Source organism: Nonomuraea sp. NPDC049695, from assembly GCF_040674955.1.
In the GTDB taxonomy this organism is placed as follows: domain Bacteria; phylum Actinomycetota; class Actinomycetes; order Streptosporangiales; family Streptosporangiaceae; genus Nonomuraea; species Nonomuraea helvata.
The window spans coordinates 81,269-97,963 of the sequence record NZ_JBFANV010000027.1; the positions used below are offsets into that span (position 1 = coordinate 81,269).

At 70.1% G+C, this 16,695-nt stretch carries 19 protein-coding genes; 14 read left to right on the plus strand and 5 right to left on the minus strand.

What is annotated here, in order from left to right; genetic code table 11:
- Positions 1 to 83: 83 nt before the first annotated feature.
- Both polX and AB0J64_RS23790 read left to right on the plus strand, forming a co-directional pair.
- On the plus strand, positions 84 to 1,823 hold the full coding sequence (gene polX / locus AB0J64_RS23785) for a DNA polymerase/3'-5' exonuclease PolX (RefSeq protein WP_364030450.1): 1,740 nt from the start codon (positions 84 to 86) through the stop codon (positions 1,821 to 1,823).
- A gap of 115 nt (positions 1,824 to 1,938) precedes the next feature.
- The gene (locus AB0J64_RS23790; RefSeq protein WP_364030453.1) at positions 1,939 to 3,051 is read left to right on the plus strand and encodes an SGNH/GDSL hydrolase family protein; all 1,113 of its coding nucleotides are present in this window, start codon (positions 1,939 to 1,941) and stop codon (positions 3,049 to 3,051) included.
- A gap of 46 nt (positions 3,052 to 3,097) precedes the next feature.
- Here the strand turns inward: AB0J64_RS23790 and AB0J64_RS23795 are convergent, their stop codons facing one another.
- The 3 genes from AB0J64_RS23795 to AB0J64_RS23805 form a co-directional block, all read right to left on the minus strand.
- Positions 3,098 to 4,249 carry an endonuclease/exonuclease/phosphatase family protein gene (locus tag AB0J64_RS23795; protein ID WP_364030456.1) on the minus strand — a complete coding sequence of 384 codons (1,152 nt, stop codon included), beginning with the start codon at positions 4,247 to 4,249 and terminating at the stop codon, positions 3,098 to 3,100.
- Between the two features lie 101 nt (positions 4,250 to 4,350).
- Positions 4,351 to 5,301: an NUDIX domain-containing protein gene (locus AB0J64_RS23800; protein ID WP_364030459.1), complete on the minus strand. Its 951-nt coding sequence runs from the start codon at positions 5,299 to 5,301 to the stop codon at positions 4,351 to 4,353.
- Positions 5,302 to 5,370: 69 nt separating this feature from the next.
- Positions 5,371 to 6,210, minus strand: coding sequence for an alpha/beta hydrolase (locus AB0J64_RS23805; RefSeq protein ID WP_364030462.1), 840 nt, complete (start codon positions 6,208 to 6,210; stop codon positions 5,371 to 5,373).
- 113 nt (positions 6,211 to 6,323) lie between these two features.
- Here AB0J64_RS23805 and AB0J64_RS23810 point away from each other — a divergent pair, with 113 nt between their 5' ends.
- The gene (locus AB0J64_RS23810) at positions 6,324 to 7,034 is read left to right on the plus strand and encodes a hypothetical protein (RefSeq protein WP_364030465.1); all 711 of its coding nucleotides are present in this window, start codon (positions 6,324 to 6,326) and stop codon (positions 7,032 to 7,034) included.
- A 4-nt stretch (positions 7,035 to 7,038) separates the two neighbouring features.
- Here the strand turns inward: AB0J64_RS23810 and AB0J64_RS23815 are convergent, their stop codons facing one another.
- Both AB0J64_RS23815 and AB0J64_RS23820 read right to left on the minus strand, forming a co-directional pair.
- On the minus strand, positions 7,039 to 7,536 hold the full coding sequence (locus tag AB0J64_RS23815; protein ID WP_364030468.1) for a hypothetical protein: 498 nt from the start codon (positions 7,534 to 7,536) through the stop codon (positions 7,039 to 7,041).
- 94 nt (positions 7,537 to 7,630) lie between these two features.
- Positions 7,631 to 7,903 (minus strand): hypothetical protein, encoded by a 273-nt coding sequence (locus AB0J64_RS23820; RefSeq protein ID WP_364030471.1) that lies wholly within the window; start codon positions 7,901 to 7,903, stop codon positions 7,631 to 7,633.
- Here AB0J64_RS23820 and AB0J64_RS23825 point away from each other — a divergent pair.
- The 11 genes from AB0J64_RS23825 (at position 7,902) to pstS (ending at position 16,666) form a co-directional block, all read left to right on the plus strand.
- Positions 7,902 to 8,156: a substrate-binding domain-containing protein gene (locus AB0J64_RS23825; RefSeq protein WP_364030474.1), complete on the plus strand. Its 255-nt coding sequence runs from the start codon at positions 7,902 to 7,904 to the stop codon at positions 8,154 to 8,156. The genes AB0J64_RS23820 and AB0J64_RS23825 overlap by 2 nt on opposite strands.
- A gap of 105 nt (positions 8,157 to 8,261) precedes the next feature.
- Positions 8,262 to 9,686 (plus strand): pectinesterase family protein, encoded by a 1,425-nt coding sequence (locus tag AB0J64_RS23830; protein ID WP_364030477.1) that lies wholly within the window; start codon positions 8,262 to 8,264, stop codon positions 9,684 to 9,686.
- Positions 9,687 to 9,719: 33 nt separating this feature from the next.
- Positions 9,720 to 11,156, plus strand: a complete 1,437-nt coding sequence (locus tag AB0J64_RS23835) for an RICIN domain-containing protein (protein WP_364030480.1) — start codon at positions 9,720 to 9,722, stop codon at positions 11,154 to 11,156.
- A 63-nt stretch (positions 11,157 to 11,219) separates the two neighbouring features.
- Positions 11,220 to 11,729, plus strand: a complete 510-nt coding sequence (locus AB0J64_RS23840) for a GNAT family N-acetyltransferase (protein WP_364030483.1) — start codon at positions 11,220 to 11,222, stop codon at positions 11,727 to 11,729.
- A gap of 59 nt (positions 11,730 to 11,788) precedes the next feature.
- A complete protein-coding gene (locus AB0J64_RS23845; protein ID WP_364030486.1) occupies positions 11,789 to 12,436 on the plus strand; it encodes an HNH endonuclease family protein in 648 nt (215 codons plus the stop codon).
- A 101-nt stretch (positions 12,437 to 12,537) separates the two neighbouring features.
- Positions 12,538 to 12,693 carry a hypothetical protein gene (locus AB0J64_RS23850; protein WP_344988122.1) on the plus strand — a complete coding sequence of 52 codons (156 nt, stop codon included), beginning with the start codon at positions 12,538 to 12,540 and terminating at the stop codon, positions 12,691 to 12,693.
- Positions 12,694 to 12,705: 12 nt separating this feature from the next.
- A complete protein-coding gene (locus AB0J64_RS23855) occupies positions 12,706 to 13,527 on the plus strand; it encodes an MBL fold metallo-hydrolase (RefSeq protein WP_364030489.1) in 822 nt (273 codons plus the stop codon).
- The gene (gene pqqC, locus AB0J64_RS23860) at positions 13,524 to 14,195 is read left to right on the plus strand and encodes a pyrroloquinoline-quinone synthase PqqC (RefSeq protein WP_364030492.1); all 672 of its coding nucleotides are present in this window, start codon (positions 13,524 to 13,526) and stop codon (positions 14,193 to 14,195) included. Before AB0J64_RS23855 ends, pqqC begins: the two co-directional genes overlap by 4 nt.
- The gene (gene pqqD, locus AB0J64_RS23865) at positions 14,192 to 14,431 is read left to right on the plus strand and encodes a pyrroloquinoline quinone biosynthesis peptide chaperone PqqD (protein ID WP_364030495.1); all 240 of its coding nucleotides are present in this window, start codon (positions 14,192 to 14,194) and stop codon (positions 14,429 to 14,431) included. Before pqqC ends, pqqD begins: the two co-directional genes overlap by 4 nt.
- Positions 14,428 to 15,516: a pyrroloquinoline quinone biosynthesis protein PqqE gene (gene pqqE / locus AB0J64_RS23870; RefSeq protein ID WP_364030499.1), complete on the plus strand. Its 1,089-nt coding sequence runs from the start codon at positions 14,428 to 14,430 to the stop codon at positions 15,514 to 15,516. Before pqqD ends, pqqE begins: the two co-directional genes overlap by 4 nt.
- Before the next feature lie 79 nt (positions 15,517 to 15,595).
- Complete coding sequence (gene pstS / locus AB0J64_RS23875) at positions 15,596 to 16,666, plus strand: phosphate ABC transporter substrate-binding protein PstS (RefSeq protein WP_364030502.1); 1,071 nt, start codon at positions 15,596 to 15,598, stop codon at positions 16,664 to 16,666.
- Positions 16,667 to 16,695: the final 29 nt, after the last annotated feature.

Genomic DNA, 16,695 nt, shown 5'->3' on the forward strand with positions numbered 1-16,695 from the left:
CGGATCCTCCCAGGTCAGGAGCCGATAGATGGCGAAATTTCGGGATAGGGGGGGTCAGGAGGGAGGGGAGGCGACGACGCGACATGGCACGCACCAACGACGACGTGGCCGCCATACTGGAGGAGTACGCCGACCTGCTGGCCATCACCGGCGGCCCGGACTTCAAGATCCGCGTCTACCAGAAGGCGGCCCGCTCCATCGGCGCCCACGTGACGGACATCGCCGGCTACGACACCACCGAGCTGCGGCAGATCCCCAACGTGGGCGAGTCGATCGCCAAGAAGGTGGCCGAATACCTGCGCTCGGGCACCGTGCCGCAGCTCGAGGAGCTGCGCGGCCGCATCCCCGCCGGGGTCCGCGCGCTGACCCGCATCCCCGCGCTGGGGCCCAAACGGGCGATGGCGCTGCACCAGCGTCTGGGCGTGGACTCGCCGGAGAGCCTGGAGGCGGCGATCCACGCCGGAGCCCTGCACGGCCTGCCGGGGTTCGGCGAGAAGACCGAGGAGAACCTGCTGCACGGCATCGCCCTGCTGCGCGACGCCGGCGAACGGGTCCACCTGGGCGTGGCGATGCCGCTCGCCGAGGACATCGTGACGGTGCTGCGAGCGGTGGAGGGCTGCCACCGCTGCGGGTACGCGGGCTCGCTGCGCCGGATGAAGGACACCATCGGCGACATCGACATCCTGGCCACCTCCAACCGCCCGAAGGTGCTCATGTCCGCGTTCGTCGGCCTCCCGCAGGTGATCGAGGTGATCCTGCACGGCGACACCAAGACGTCTGTCAGGACCGGCCAAGGGCTGCAGGTGGACCTGCGCGTGGTGCCGCCGGACGCGTGGGGCGCGGCCATGCAGTACTTCACCGGCGCCAAGGCGCACAACATCCGCACCCGCGAGATCGCCGTGCACCGCAAGCTCAAGCTTTCTGAGTACGGCCTGTTCGACGCCGTCACCGACGAGCTGATCGTCTCCAAGACCGAGGAGGAGGTCTACCAGCGGCTCGGCCTGCCGTGGATCCCGCCGACGCTGCGCGAGGACATCGGCGAGATCGAGGCCGCCCTGGCCGGGGAGCTGCCCGACCTGGTCACCGAAGAGGACGTGCGCGGCGACCTGCACACCCACACCGAGCTCACCGACGGCCTCGCCTCGCTGGAGGAGATGGTCGCCGCCGCGGCCGGGCGCGGGTACGCGTACTACGCCGTCACCGACCACGGGCCCAAGCTCTACATGCAGCAGATGACCCTGGACAAGGCCCTCGCGCAGCGCGAGCGCGTCCGCGAGCTCGACGGCACGGGCGGGCTCCGGCTGCTGCACGGCGTCGAGCTGAACATCGACCCGGACGGCGACGTGGACTGGCCGCCCGACGTGCTGGCCGGGTTCGACGTGTGCGTCGCCTCGGTGCACTCCCACTTCGACCTGCCTCAGGACAGGACGACGAGGCGGCTGGTCCGCGCCGCCGAGCACCCGTGCGTCAACATCATCGGCCATCCCAGCGCCCGGCTGATCGGCCGCAGGCCGCCGATCGACGCCGACTGGGACGAGGTCTTCCAGGCATGCGCGCGCTCCGGGACCGCGCTGGAGATCAATGCCTTCCCCGACCGCCTCGACCTGGCCGCCGAGCTCATCCGGCGGGCCCGTCGGCACGGGGTGAAGTTCGCCGTCGACAGCGACTCCCACGCGGTCGGCCACCTGGCCAACCTCCGCTACGGCATCGGCACGGCGCAGCGCGGCTGGCTCACGGCGGACGACGTGATCAACACCTGGCCGCTGGACCGCCTCACCGCCTTCCTGCGCAAGAAGGAGACGGCCGGTGTGTCACGGCCATGAATGCGTATTGTGCAATGCGCGACCGTAGTCGATCATAACGGCACCATCATCAGTCCTTTCTGGACAGCCCATCTCAGCATTCGAGATATCGGGCTGCCGGTGGGAGGGAGAGAGCGTGCGTCCCTTACGTATGATCGCGGTGCTGGCCGCGCTGGTGACGGCCGCGGCCACGCCCGGTGTCGCCGCCGCCGAGCCCCTGACCGGCCATGACCCCGGCGTCCTGGCCCGCGTGCACACCGCCGGCAGAGTCGAGGCCGGCGCGGACTCCGTCACCTACAGCTGGCCCGGTGTCTACTTCGAAGGACGGTTCCGCGGCACCGGAGTCGGGATCGTGCTCAACGACGCCGCCGCCGACTACGACATCCAGATAGACGGCACGACCGTCACCACCCTGGTGACCCCGGGACAGACCACGCACTGGGTCAACGGCCTCGCAAAGGGCCTGCACGGCGTCCGGGTCGTCAAGCGCTCGGAGAGCCCCTGGGCGACGAGCGAGTTCGGCGGGTTCGTCGCCGCCCCGCACGGCGCGATCCTGTCCGCGCCCCGTGCGCGGCACCGGCAGATCGAGTTCATCGGCGACTCCTACACCGCGGGCTACGGCAACCTCTCCGCCACGCGCGACTGCACCGGCGACGACGTCAACCGGACCACGAACGCGGACATCAGCTTCGGTGCCCTCACCGCGCGCCGCCTGAACGCCGACTACCAGATCAACGCCTATTCCGGCCGGGGAATGGTGCGCAACTACAACGGCAGTGAGCCCCAGGTCAACTACCGCACGTTCTACGACCGGGCGCTGCTGAGCGTCGAGGGCGACGTATGGAAGAACCCGGGCACGTGGCGGCCGCAGCTCGTGGTGATCGGCCTGGGCATCAACGACTTCTCGACGGCCATCAACCCCGGGGAGCAGTGGACGCCGGAGACCCTCGTCGCCGCCTACCGCACCGCCTACCACGCCTTCCTCGACAAGCTCCGGGACCGGTACGGCCGCGACACGATCATCGTGGTGAGCGCCACGTACATGTCCAACACCACGGTGTACGCCGAGACCGCCCGGCAGATCGTCCAGGAGCGCAACAGCCGGGGCGACGACCGGGTCCGCTTCTGGTACTACCCGGAGACCGGCCTGGACTACGGGGGCTGCCACTGGCACCCCTCGGCCCACGACCACCAGATCATCGCCGACCGGCTCGGCGAGTTCGTCGCCACCCTTCCGCTGCGCTGGTGACCCGTTCCCCGGGGACCGCCCGCGTGGGCGGTCCCCGGCCGGACGGTCAGGTGATGGTCGTCTCGCGGCAGTCCTTCTCCTCGCCTGCCTTGTAGAGGCACACCCGCACCGTCGGCGAGCTGACCGTGCCGGATCCGGTGGTGAAGGTGCCGCAGCGGTCGGCGTAGGCGCCGTCGTTGCCGGTCACGACCACGCTGCCACCGGAGCGCGCGCGTACGTAGGCGCGTACACCCCAGCCGTCCGCCTGGTTGTCGCAGACCCGCAGCTTGGAGCTGCTGTCGGCGTACACGGCGAGGTTGGCCCAGCCCTCGCGGGACGCCGCCCCGGCCAGGAGCGCCTTCGCCTTGGTGGCCGCGGTGGCGCGCGTCGTCACATTGGCCACCACCGGGTAGTGGTCCGAGGCGATGGTGGCGACGGTGTGGGCGTCGGTGACGTCGAAGCCGGGAGAGGCGTAGACATAGTCGATCCTGGCGTCGTCACCGTCCCCGGGATGGGTGATGACGTCGGCGCCGATGTTGGCGTTGACCTGGGTCCAGGCGTCGTACCAGCCGGCCTGGGCGAACCAGGGTCTGATCTCGTTGTCCGGCCGCACGTTGAGGTCGCCGGTGAGCAGCATCGGCGTGGGCATCAGCGACGCGTTCGACACCTTGTCGATCACGGCTCTGGCCTGCCTGTTGCGCCGCTCGGTGGCCTCGGTGCCGAGGCCGGGGGACAGGTGGGTCGTGTAGATCCGCACGTCGGTGCCGTTGACATTGATCTTGACGCCGCCGAGGCTGCGCAGCACGGCCGCGGTGTCGGCCGGGTACTGCGGCAGCTGGTACGTGAGCTTCTCGATGATGTCGTACTTGGAGAGGATGAGGTTTCCCGCCACCCCGCCGAAGGCGTTGGTGTCACCCTTGGCGAAATGCGCCTTGTAGGCGGGGAACCTGTTGACCAGCAGCTGCCACTGGTTGTCGCCGCCGACGGACGAGTTGTCGTGCAGCTCCTGGAGTGTGACGATGTCCGGGTTCTCGGCGGCGATGACGTCGATGATGCGGCCGAAGTCGTACCTGCCGTCCGTTCCCGTGCCGCCCTGGATGTTCCAGTCCAAGATCTTCAGGCTGGTCGCCGTGGCCGCGGCGGGCACGAAAGCGACCGTCTCCGGTCTCTCGCCGGCCGTTCCCGCCGCCATGGCCAGTACCACCGCCGCGGCCGTCAACGCCGTCCTTAAGCTGAGCTTCGCAAGCCCTGTCTCCTTCACGAGATCTTCACATCACACCAGCCGTCACAGGTCAAGATCCATCTGATGGATCGGCGAGGTCACCGGCCGAACACTCCGGACTCGGCGAGCATCGGCAGCACCTGGTTGCGGATCGCCGGTGCGAGACGAGGGATGTAGGAGTCCCGGCCGTCGGTCCAGCCCATGGCGGCCAGCTCGGCGGCGGGTGCCGGTGGGCCGTCGATCCGGGTCACGAACACCGTCAGCCGCATGGGGACGCCCTCCAGAACGGCCATGTCGTCAACGTGGCCGAGCAGGTCCATGTCGAGCGGGGAGACGCCGAGCTCCTCGTTCAGCTCACGTGCGAGGGTCTCCTCTGCGGACTCTCCCTCCTCGGGTTTTCCTCCTGGCAGGTAGAACACCTCGGGGGCGATGTTCTTGCTGACCACGAGCAGCCGTCCGTTCTCGACCACCGCGGCCGCCACCACCTGCATGACGTCGCTTCCGCGGCTTTTCAGGACGGCGTCGAAGACGTGCGCCAGCTCGACGGCGTCCTCGCCGGCGTGGTGCGTGTGCCGCAGGTCGGTGATCTTCAGTTGCTGTTTGATGACGGCCTTGCGTGAGCTGACCCACTCGCAGCCGGTCAGGCCCATCCAGTAACTGCGCAGGTCGAGGCCGGAGCCTGAGGCGTTGAAGGGACTCTTGCCGAGAAAGCGGACGAAGTACCAGTGCACGAACATCCCGTCGAAGACCGCCGGAGCGCCCAGGAAGACGGGGCGGCCGATCCGGCGCAGGCCGTTGATCCAGCGCGCGGCGGCGGCCATGGCCTCCTCGGCCGGGGGAGCCTCCCGTAGCAGGCGGTCGCGGTCGAGCCCGGAGACCGCCAGCGCCTCTGGTACGAAGTCGTCGGAGATGGGGCGGAGCTCGGTGTAGAAGGTCAGCTCGGGACGGCCGACGACGGCCATGCCGAGGGAGATCATGCTGTAGGGGCCCGGGATGGGCCCGTCCGCTTCCACGTCAACGGCCACGTACAGCTCGGGGAGCTTGGTCATGCGGGCCAAGCTAGACGGCCCGGATCTCCTGATCAACGGGATTACCGGCCACTGCGCGCGCGCCGTTCCTCAGTCGAGGAACGGCGCGGTCGTCGCCACGAACCGGCCGGCGTCGTCGACCCACGGGAAATGGCCCGCCTCCGGTTGAACGACGAACTCGGCATTCGGGAACAGCTTCGCGAACTCGGCCACGGCGCTCGGGATCGAGTTCAGGTCGACCTCTCCGGCGAGGACCAGCACCGGCGCGTCGAAGGCGGCGAGCGCCGCGCGGGTGGCCTCCGGATCGTAGGCGCCCTCACCGCCGTAGGCGGCCGCGGCCTCCTCGTTGCGCCGGCCGGCCTGGGCCGCGTGGTGGGCCTGTGCCGCCGCGTCCCATCGGCCGTAGAAGAAGGGGTCGATGGCCTTCCGGTTGTCGTCGGTCACGTTGCCGCCCACGATCTCCTCAAGAGCCGCGAACGCCGTACCGAACCAGGGCTCGTCCTTGCGGAGCCGCGCGAGCTCGAGCCGGTCCTCCCCGGTGGCCCAGATGCCGACGGCGAAGGTGCTCGGAGTGATCAGCGCGAGCCTGCCGACGCGGTCGGGATGGCGAGCGGCGTAGAGGACCGCGAGGTTCGCGCCGGCGCAGTGCGCGAGCAGGTCGAACCGGTCGAGGCCGAGGTGCTCGCGCAGGGCCTCGACGTCATCGACGAGCCGGTCACAGCGGTAGGAGGCGGCGTCCTGCGGTGTCGCGGACCGGCCGGTGCCCCGGGGATCAACCATGATCAGCTGTCGATGCGCCGGCAGGCCGCCGAGCTCCCCGAGGTAATCCGAGTCCTGCATGGGGCCGCCCGGCAGGCAGACCACCGGTGTGCCCTCCCCGTACACGTGGTATGCGAGGTTGGTTCCGTCGTGTGCTGAAAAGGAAGGCATGGCGGAGATCCTGGCAGCGGGTCCCGAACAAGGCAAACCTTTACTTTCGACAGGGGTACGGGGTGACGATCGGCGGATGCCCCTCCCGGCTCGTCGTTGCCAGGCTGCGCCCCATGAACACGGACTTTCCCGGGCGGTGGATCGGCGGCGTGACGCTCGTCCTTGGCCCGGTCGTCATGTGCGCCGGATACCTGCTGCGCCACCTGAGCACGATCACCGCCCTCACCCCGCAGCAGCAGGGCTGGGCCGAGGCCCAGCCGTTCGCCGCCTACGGCCAGCTCCTCGCCTACACCGCGCAGCCCGCCCTGCTCACCCTCGCCTACGCGGTCTTCGCGCTGGGCGCGCTGCTGCTCTTCCCCGCCTTCATCACCCTGGCCCAGCGGGTGGGTGGCGCCCTCGCCTTCTGGGGCGCCACTCTGCTGGTCGCCGGGCTGTTCGCCCGCCTGTACTTCGCCGGCGCCGACCAGACCGCCTTCCAGCTCACCGAGGTACTCGGGCTGGACCAGGCGACGAACGCGGTCATGAAGGAGTACGTGGACATCTCCTACGGGCCGTGGCGGGTGCCGGTCTGGGCCTCGGTCGGCCAGTACGCGGGCTCGCTCCTGCTGGCCGTCGCCGCATGGCGCTCGGGCCTGTTCGGCACCGCCCGGGCCGCGATGCTGCTGCTGGCGGGAGGCACCTGGATGGGCGTGCTGAAGGGCGCCTCGCTCCCCGACGTGCTGGTCACCGCGCTGCTCTGCGTGGCCCTGGTCCCGCTGGGCGTGCGGGTGCTGCGCGACCGGCCGCCGGCACCGGCCGGGCGGCCGAAGGCGCTGAGCTGGTGAGCGGTCAGTAAGGGGCGACCCAGGTCTTGAGCGCGATGACGGCCAGCCCGAGCGCGAGGTTGGCGGCCCCCGAGACGACCACGACCCGCGGCGAGGAACGGGCCTTGACGGCGGCCGCGACGGCCCAGGCGACCTGGCTCACCACCGCGACACCCAGCGCCACCCAGGTCGCGACCACGTCGGACAGGCCGAGCGTCGAGGCGAAGGCGGCGCCCACGGCGGGCGGGAACGAGGCCTGGGCCACCGGCCAGTCCTGGCGGCCGGCCGCGCGGAGCCGCTGCCAGGTCAGGGTGTGCGTGCCCTGAGTCACCACCGAGGCGTAGACGTGGGCGACCCAGAACACCACACCCGTGCAGAGCAGCACGACCACGAGGTGCCCCGCCGAGATCGGTGAGCCGTCCACCGCGGTGCCGGCCGCGACCGAGGCGGCCAGCAGCGAGCCGTAAACGGCTCCCGCGAACTCGGCCCGGTCCGGGGCTGCGTCGGTGTCACGCGTGCTCATGGCAGCAGTGTCGCCGGGAGCCTGCCGGGCCGGGCCGGTCGGCATGCGGGAGGATGCCTAGTCTTGGGCTGTTGGAGAGCCATCCGGCGTCATGTCATCGGCCGTGGAAAGGGACCCAGCTCCCCAGGTACGCCCGTACGGTGTGCTCGCGCGCCTGCTCGTCGCTGAGCTGCGGCCGGTCCGGCGTGACGGCCGCGCCGGGGCCGGTGTCGCGGTACTCGGCGAAGCGGCCCTCGCCCGCCCACGGATCGTCCTTGACGTGCGCGCCCAGCCACGATTCGCGGACCACGACGTCGCCGGACCGTCCCAGGGAGACGGCCTCGCTGCCCGAGCCGCCGACCGCCGTCTTCGCCTGCTCCGACGTCATGGCGCTCGGGGTGTACCAGGCGCTGGGGGAGCGCGGCCTGCGGGTGCCCGGCGACGTGAGCGTGGTCGGCTTCGACGACTCGCTGACGGCGCTGTACGCCGTGCCGGGGCTGACGACCGTCCGCCATTCCTGGCCGGAGCTGGGCGCGGCCGGGCTCACCGCCCTGCTCTCCGGCAGGCCGGCGGAACGGGTGCCAGAGAGGGTGGAGGTACCGACCACCCTGGTCGTCCGGGCGAGCACCGGCCCCGCGTGAAAGTTTCACGCGTGACCTCCGCTTTTCACGCCGGTTTAGTTTCATGAGTTGACATAAACCGGCGGGTGCTTCTTCCTCGGTGGCTACGAGGAAGGAGAACACGACATGGTCGTGCGCAAACGCACAGGCGTCGCCGTGCTCATGGCGACGGCGATCGTCTGCGGTGCACCGTCACCGGCCGCGCAGGCAGTCGCGGGGCCCGTGGCGGGCGGTGTCTACCAGCTCAAGGTGACCAAGAGCGGCCTGTGCCTGGACGTGGTGGGCGGCTCGCCGGACAACGGCGCGCTGCTGCAGCAGTGGGGGTGCACCCCGGACACCTGGCAGCAGTTCACCGTCGTGTCCGCCGGGTCGGACACCTACACCCTCCGCAACGTCAACAGCGGCCGGTGCCTCGACGTGCCGAACGGGGCGGCCACCAGCGGGCTGCGGCTGCAGCAGTGGGGCTGCGGCGACGGCACCAAGAGCAACCAGTTGTGGCGGTTCGCCGCCTCGGGCAGCGGGACGTACCAGGTCGTCAGCGCCGCGACCGGGCTGTGCATGAGCGACGAGGGCGCCTCCACCGCCTCCGGCGCCGCGGTCATCCAGGAGACCTGCACCGCCAACACCAACAAGCAGTGGGCCTTCACCCCCGTCTCGAGCGTCAAGCCCACCGTCGCGGCGGACGGCTCCGGCACCTACCGGACGGTGCAGGCCGCCGTCGACGCCGTGCCCGCGGGCAACGCGAGCCGGGTGACGATCACCATCGCGCCGGGGTCGTACCGCGAGATCGTCCGGATCCCCTCGACCAAGCCGTACATCACGCTGCAGGGCCTCGGCTCCTCGGCGGCCGGCGTCGTCATCGTCAACAACCACTCCGCGGGCCAGTACGGGACGTCCGGCAGCGCGACCGCGTTCGTCGACGGCCATGACTTCGTCGCCACGAACCTGACGATCTCCAACGACTTCGACGAGAGCACGGCCTCCAGCGGACAGCAGGCGGTGGCGCTCAACCTGAACGCCGACCGGGCCCGGCTGTCCAATGTGCGCCTGCTCGGCGACCAGGACACCTTCCTGGTCAACAACGCGGCCCGGGCCTACGTCTCGAACTCGTACGTGGAGGGCGCCGTCGACTTCATCTTCGGCGGCGGCACCATCGTCTTCGACAACTGCGACATCTACGAGAAGCGCGCCACCGGCGGCCCGCTCACCGCCGCCAGCACGGACGCCGCGAAGACCTACGGCTTCCTGTTCTACCGCTCCAGGATCTCCGGCGCGGCCGCGAACGGCACCACCAGCCTGGGCCGTCCCTGGCGCCCCGACGCCCAGGTGCTCTACCGGGAATCCACGCTCGGTTCCCTGATCAGCACCGCTCAGCCATGGACCGACATGTCCTCCAACTCCTGGAAGAACGCCCGCTTCCTCGAGTACCGCAACAGCGGCGCGGGAGCCGGGACGAACGCCAACCGGCCGCAGCTCACCGACGCCCAGGCCCCGAACTACACCCCGCAGAAGTACCTGGCCGGCTCCGACGGCTGGAACCCCATCGGCTGACGCCGCCCTCCCGGAAGGACAACCATGCGTTTCATGAACATCCGCACGCGTACGGCACTCGCCGTCCTCGCCGTGCTCACGCCGCTCGGGGCCGTGGCCTCTCCCGCCCGGGCGGACACGCCCGTGGCGGGCGGCGTCTACCAGCTCAAGGTGGCCAAGAGCGGCCTGTGCCTGGACGTGGTGGGCGGCTCGCCGGACAACGGCGCGCTGCTGCAGCAGTGGGGGTGCACGCCCGACACCTGGCAGCAGTTCACCCTGCGGTCCGCCGGCTCGGGCGTCTACAACCTGGTCAACGTCAACAGCGGGCGCTGCGTCGACGTCCCCAGCGGCTCCACCGCCTCCGGAGTGCGCCTGCAGCAGTGGGGTTGCGGTGACGGCACCAAGACCAACCAGCAGTGGCGCCTGACCGCCTCGGGCAGCGGGACGTACCAGGTCGTCAACGTGGCCAGCGGCCTGTGCATGAGCGATCAGGGCGCCTCCACCGCCTCCGGCGCCTCGATCATCCAGGAGACCTGCACCGCCAACACCAACAAGCAGTGGCTGTTCGCCCCCGTCGGCGGGCGCACCTGGTCCAACGCCGCCGACGGCTTCGCCGCCACCAGCGGCAACGGCCTGACGACCACCACCGGCGGCGCGGCCGGCGCCACGGTCACCGTCACCACCTACGCCGACCTGGTCAAGTACGCCACCGCCGGCCAGCCGTACGTCATCAAGGTCAACGGGGCGATCACCGTCACGCCGTACGGCACCGAGATCAAGGTCGCCTCCGACAAGACCATCGTCGGCGTCGGCACCAAGGGCCACATCGTCAACGGCGGCTTCTTCCTCGGCTCCGGCGTGAGCAACGTCATCATCCGCAACCTGACCATCCGCGACACCCGCATGGCGGACGACGACCCCGACGACAAGCTCTACGACTACGACGGGATCCAGATGGACACCGCCCACCATGTCTGGATCGACCACAACACCATCACCCGCATGAACGACGGGCTGATCGACAGCCGCAAGGACACCAGCTACCTCACCGTGTCCTGGAACGTCCTGTCGGAGAACAACAAGGCCTTCGGCATCGGCTGGACCGACAACGTCACGGCGCGGATGACGATCCACCACAACTGGATCCACGACACCAACCAGCGCAACCCCAGCACCGACAACGTCGCCTACGCGCACCTGTACAACAACTACCTGCAGAACGTCACCAGCTACGGCAACTACTCGCGCGGCGCCACCAAGATGGTGATCGAGAACAGCTACTACGACACGGTCAAGGACCCCTACTACCCCGACTCCACCGCCCAGCTCCGCCAGAGCGGCAGCATCCTGGTCAACTGCACCGGCAAGCAGACCGCCAGCGGCTCGGCGTTCACGCCGGGCTCGTTCTACTCCTACAGCCTCGACCCCGCCGCCGACGTGCCGTCCCTGCTCAGGACGTACGCCGGCCCCCAGGCCAACATCGGCGCCTGAAGGGGTGGCGGCCGGCACCCCACCTCCGCGCAGGTGGGGCGCCGGCTCCAGTACTGTGATCGCGTGACCGGAGTATTCAGCGTGTTCCCCGCCTCTCCCGCCGACGGGGACGTGGTGGGTGAGATCCACGCGGAGTCATGGAAAGCCGCTTATACCGGGTTCTTCACCCCGGAGTTCGGTGATGGAGCGGTGAGCCATCGGCGTGGCAAATGGCATGGTGTGCTCGCCGAGGGCAAGGACACCGTCCTGCTGGCCGCGCTGGACGGCCGGCCGCTGGCCTTCTCCTACTTCGGCTCCTCGCCGGCGCGGCCGGACTCCGCGGAGATCTTCGGCTTCTACGGCCACCCGGACGGCTGGGGGAGCGGGGTCGCGCAGGCCCTGATGGCCGCCTCGCTGGACGCGATCCGCGAGAAGGGCTTCGAGCGGGTGCATCTGTGGACGCTTCGCGACACGCCGCAGTCTCGCCGTTTCTACGCCAAGAGCGGCTTCACGGAGTCCGGTGAGATCCGCGACCACGACTTCGGCGACGGCAATCCGATCGCGCAGGTCGAGTACGAGCTGATCTTCCACTGAACCGCCCTGGACCGAGTATCTCCGCGCGCGCCGGGGAATTACCGGGTATGGGTGGAACCATGATCCTTTTGAGACGGGCGATCCCAGTCGCCGTGCTCACTGCTCTGGTCATCCCGTTCACCGCGGCCCCGCCCGCGACAGCCGACGCGCGAAAACGGTCAGAGGCCGAGGCCGGCGCCCTGGCCCGCCGGATGCTGAGCCAGCTGAAAGTCGCCAGGCCGTTATCGATCCGTGGCTACAGCCACGAACGGTTCATGCCTCGATGGGCTCATCACCAAGGCAAGTGCGACACCCGAGAGATCGTCCTGGCCCGCCAGGGGCGGGGCGTGCGCAAGAACGCGGCCTGCCACCCGGTCAAGGGCGTCTGGTACAGCCCGTACGACGGCAAGCGGCTGACGAGCGAGAAGCAGGTCGACGTCGACCACCTGGTGCCGCTGTCGTACGCCTGGCGCTCCGGCGCCAGCAAGTGGAGCCAGACCCGACGGCGTCACTTCGCCAACGACCTCACCCGCCCGGAACTGCTCGTGGTCAGCCACTCCGCCAACGTCGCCAAGGGCGGCAGGGGGCCGCAGAGCTGGCGCCCGCAGCGCCGCGCCTACTGGTGCCGCTACGCGACCTCGTGGATCACCGTGAAGCGGCACTACCGGCTCTTCGTGACCAAGAAGGAGAAGGTCGCCCTGCTCAACATGCTCCGCACCTGCCGGTAGGGCCGAACGCCGCGCCGCACCCGCCTCTCGACGTCATTGACGGCAGCGCCTTCAGGTGGTCATGTCGTTTGTAACACCCTACGAGAGGCAGGTGCACGCGTATGTCCCAGCCGAAGGATCAGGGCAAGAAGCAACCTCGCAGGATCCACGAGAAGAAGGTCAGGACCCGCGGCGAGGAGACGACCTGGCACAAGCCCGACTACCAGGTCGTCGAGGCGTCGATGGAGATGTCGGCGTACTTCCTGGCCACCAGGTAGGCCGGGATCGCCGTGCGACTGCAGGTGCTCGGCACCGCGGCCGGTGGCGGCGTGCCCCAGTGGAACTGCGCGTGCCCCGGATGCTCCGGGGCGCGCGCCCACCCGGGCCGGCGGCGCCGCCACGCGAGCCTCGCCGTTCAGCGGGCCGACAGCTGCTACGTCGTCAACGCCACGCCCGACATCGCCGACCAGATCGAGGCGTGCGCCTGGCTCCGCCCCGGCCCCGGCCCGCGGCAGTCACCGCTGAAGGGCGTGATCCTCACCGACGCCGAGCTCGACCACACGATCGGCCTGCTGCGGCTGAGAGAGGCCGACACGCTGGAGGTGCACTCGACCCCGGTGGTACGGCAGGCGCTGCGGCCCTTCGCCGACCTGCTCCGGCCCTACCTCCAGATCGCCTGGGCCGACGCCGACGCCATTCCGATCTCGGGCAAGCGGCCCCGCTACGCCGCCGACGCCCCCGACTCCCCGGGCTGGGTGTCCGCGCTGCGCCTCACTGACGGCGCCGCCACGCTGATCTACGCTCCCGCCATGGGGGTGTGGCCCGACGAACTGGACGAGGCGTTCGCCGCGGCCGACTGCGTGATCGTCGACGGCACGTTCTGGGACGACGACGAACCCCGGCGCACCGGCATCTCCGCCAGAACCGCCACCCAGATGGGCCATCTGCCCATCACGGCCACCATGGAGCGCCTGTCCCGGCTGCCGGGCCGCTGTCTCTACACCCACCTCAACAACACCAACCCCCTCGTGGACCCGGCGGCCGGCCAGCACAAGGCGCTGGCCGAGCTGGGCGTCGAGGTGGCCGCCGACGGGATGGTGATCGAGCTTTGAACGACTTCGAGGCGGAGCTGCGTGCCGTACCGGAGCGGCGTTACCACCACCTGCACCCGTTCAACCTGCGCATGCACGCGGGCGAGCTGAGCCGCGACGAGCTGAGGGGCTGGATACTCAACCGCTTCCACTACCAGCGGCACATCCCGGTCAAGGACGCGTTCATCCTCGCCAAGCTGGCCACGCCCGAGCTGCGCCGGATGTGGCTGCGCCGCATCCAGGACCACGACGGCACCGGACCGGGGGAGGGCGGCATCGAGCGGTGGCTGCGCCTCGGCGAGGCCGCCGGGCTGGATCGCGACGAGCTGCTGTCGGGCGAGGGCGTGCTGCCGGGTGTGCGGCTGGCGGTCGACGGCTACGTGAACCTCTGCCGCAACGGCTCCGTGCTCGAGGCCGTGGCCGCCTCGCTGACCGAGCTGTTCGCGCCCGACCTGATGCGTACGAGGATCGCCGCCTTCGAGAAGCACTACCCGTGGATCGACCAGGAAGGGCTCCGCTACTTCCAGGTACGCGTCTCGCAGGGCCGCCAGGACAGCCGCGAGGCACTGGGCCTGGTCCTCGACTGGGCGCGGAGCCGTACCGACCAGGAAAGGGCCGTCGCGGCGCTCGGCTACAAGTGCGACGTGCTGTGGGCGCTGCTCGACGCGGTGGACGGAGCGTACCGATGATCTGGCGGCCCGCTCTCTCCCGCTCGGCCATCCTCCGCCACGATCCGGTACGGGGAGCGGACCTGCTCATCGTGCCCGAGCGGATCGTCGTGCTGAACGAGGAGGCGGCGGCCATCGTCGGGCTCTGCGACGGGCGGCGGACGGTCGATGAGATCGTCGCGGAGTTCCCCGAGGGGGTCGAGGCCGACGTGGTGGACTTCCTCGACCGGGTGCGCACCGAGGGCTGGCTGCGGTGAACCCGCCGTGGGCCATGCTGGCCGAGCTCACGCACGCGTGCCCGCTGCGCTGCCCGTACTGCTCGAACCCGACCGAGCTCGCGGCCAGGTCGAGTGAGCTGAGCACGGGGGAGTGGCAGCGGATCATCGAGGAGGCGGCGGCGCTCGGCGTGGTGCACGCCCACCTGTCCGGCGGCGAGCCGCTGCTCAGGCGCGACCTGGCGCGGATCGTGGCGACGGCCGACCGGGAAGGCGTCTACACGCAGCTCGTCACCAGCGGTGTCGGGCTGACCGGGCGCCGGCTCGCGGAGCTGGCCGAAGCCGGGCTGCGCAGCGTGCAGCTGTCGGTCCAGTCGGCCGGCGAGCGGGAGTCGGACGAGATCGCCGGGGTCAGGTCGTTCGCGCGGAAGGAGCGGGCGGCCGCCGTCGTGACGGCCGCCGGGCTGCCGCTCGGGCTCAACGTCGTGCTGCACCGCGCGAACCTCGACGCCGTGGGCGAGATCATCGAGCTCGGGCTGGCGTGGGGCGCGGAGCGCATCGAGCTGGCCAACACCCAGTTCTACGGGTGGGGGCTGCGCAACAGGGCCGCGTTGCTGCCGACCAGGGAGCAGCTCGCCCGCGCGGAGGCGGTCGTACGGAAATATCGCGAAAAGACGGATGTCGAGCTGATCTGGGTGATTCCTGATTACTTCGACGGCGTGCCCAAGCCCTGCATGGGCGGATGGGGCGCGATCTCGATCACCGTCGCGCCCGACGGCCGGGTGCTGCCCTGCCCGGCCGCCTACGATCTGCCGTTGGAGCTGCCGAACGCCCGTGACCGCTCGCTCGCCTGGATCTGGGAGCACTCGCCCGCCTTCAACGCCTATCGGGGGACCGCCTGGATGAGCGGGCCCTGTGCCGGCTGTCCGCGCAGGGAGGTCGACTTCGGCGGCTGCCGCTGCCAGGCGTACGCGATCACGGGGGACGCCGGGCGTACCGACCCGGCCTGCGCGCTGTCGCCGGACCACCACCTGATCACCGAGCTGGCCGGCGGCGGCGCCTGGACGTATCGGGGGGCGGCCCCTTCGGCGGGCAAACCCCGCGCAATCCCAGGTAAGTCCACTTGACAGATATATGACGATTTGCGGCCTGGTGCTTGACGGGTCGTTCACGTAGCCGTCATGGCCGCTTCATAGCCTCCAGGGGATGGCAAAGCTGACACAAGCCGCCGGTCCGGGCCTGCTCGCCGCCCTCACCTTGGCAGCCTGCACCGCCGGCCTGAGCGGGACCGCTTTCTTGACCCACGACGACGAGCCCAGGACCCCTCCGGTCACGGCGTCGATCTCGGGCTCGGGCTCGAGCGCGCAGAAGGGCGCGATGGACGCCTGGCGTGCCGACTTCCAGCGGATGTACCCCGACCTGCGGGTGGACTACCGGGCCAACGGATCGGGTGCCGGGATCCGGGAGTTCATCGAGGGGAAGACCGCGTTCGCCGGCTCCGACGTCGCGATGAGCCCCTGCGAACAGGCGCGGGCCGACAGGCGCTGCGGTGGCAAGGCGGTGCACCTGCCCATGGTGGTCGGCCCCATCGCGGTGGCCTACAACCAGCCGTCCGTGCCGGGACTGAAGCTTTCGCCCGCCACCATGACCGGCATCTTCAGCGGGCGGATCACCCGATGGGACGCCCCGGAGATAGCCGCCGACAACCGCGGCACCCGCCTGCCGCACACCGGCATCCGCGTCTTCCACCGCTCCGACGAATCGGGCACGACCCACAACTTCACCAGCTACCTCAAGGCGGCGGGCCGCTGGCCGTACCAGCCGTCGAGGAAATGGGCCGGCTCGGGGCAGGGCGCCGTGGGGTCCACAGGTATCACCGAGGCCGTCCAGCACACCAGGGACTCCATCGGGTACGTGGAGTACGGGTTCGCCAGCAACGCCAGCCTGCCCACCGCCAAGGTCCGCAACGCCTCGGGGCGGTTCGTCGCGCTTTCGCCCCAGAGCGCCACCGACGCCCTGGCGGACGCCCGGACCGCCGGCCAAAAAGACGGCGTGGTGGTGAAGTTCGACTACCTGACGAGGAGCAGGGACGCCTACCCCATCGTCCTGGTCACCTACGAGATCACCTGCTCGGAGAAGATCGACCCCGCGGCGCGGACCTTCCTGACCTACACCGCGGGCAACGCCGGCCAGTCCTCCCTCGCCCTGTACGGCTACGCCCCCCTCCCGCCCGGCCTCCTCGCCAAGGTGCGCGCCCAGCTCGGCACCGCCGGCTGAACGGCATGCGCGACATTGTTTAACCGTTT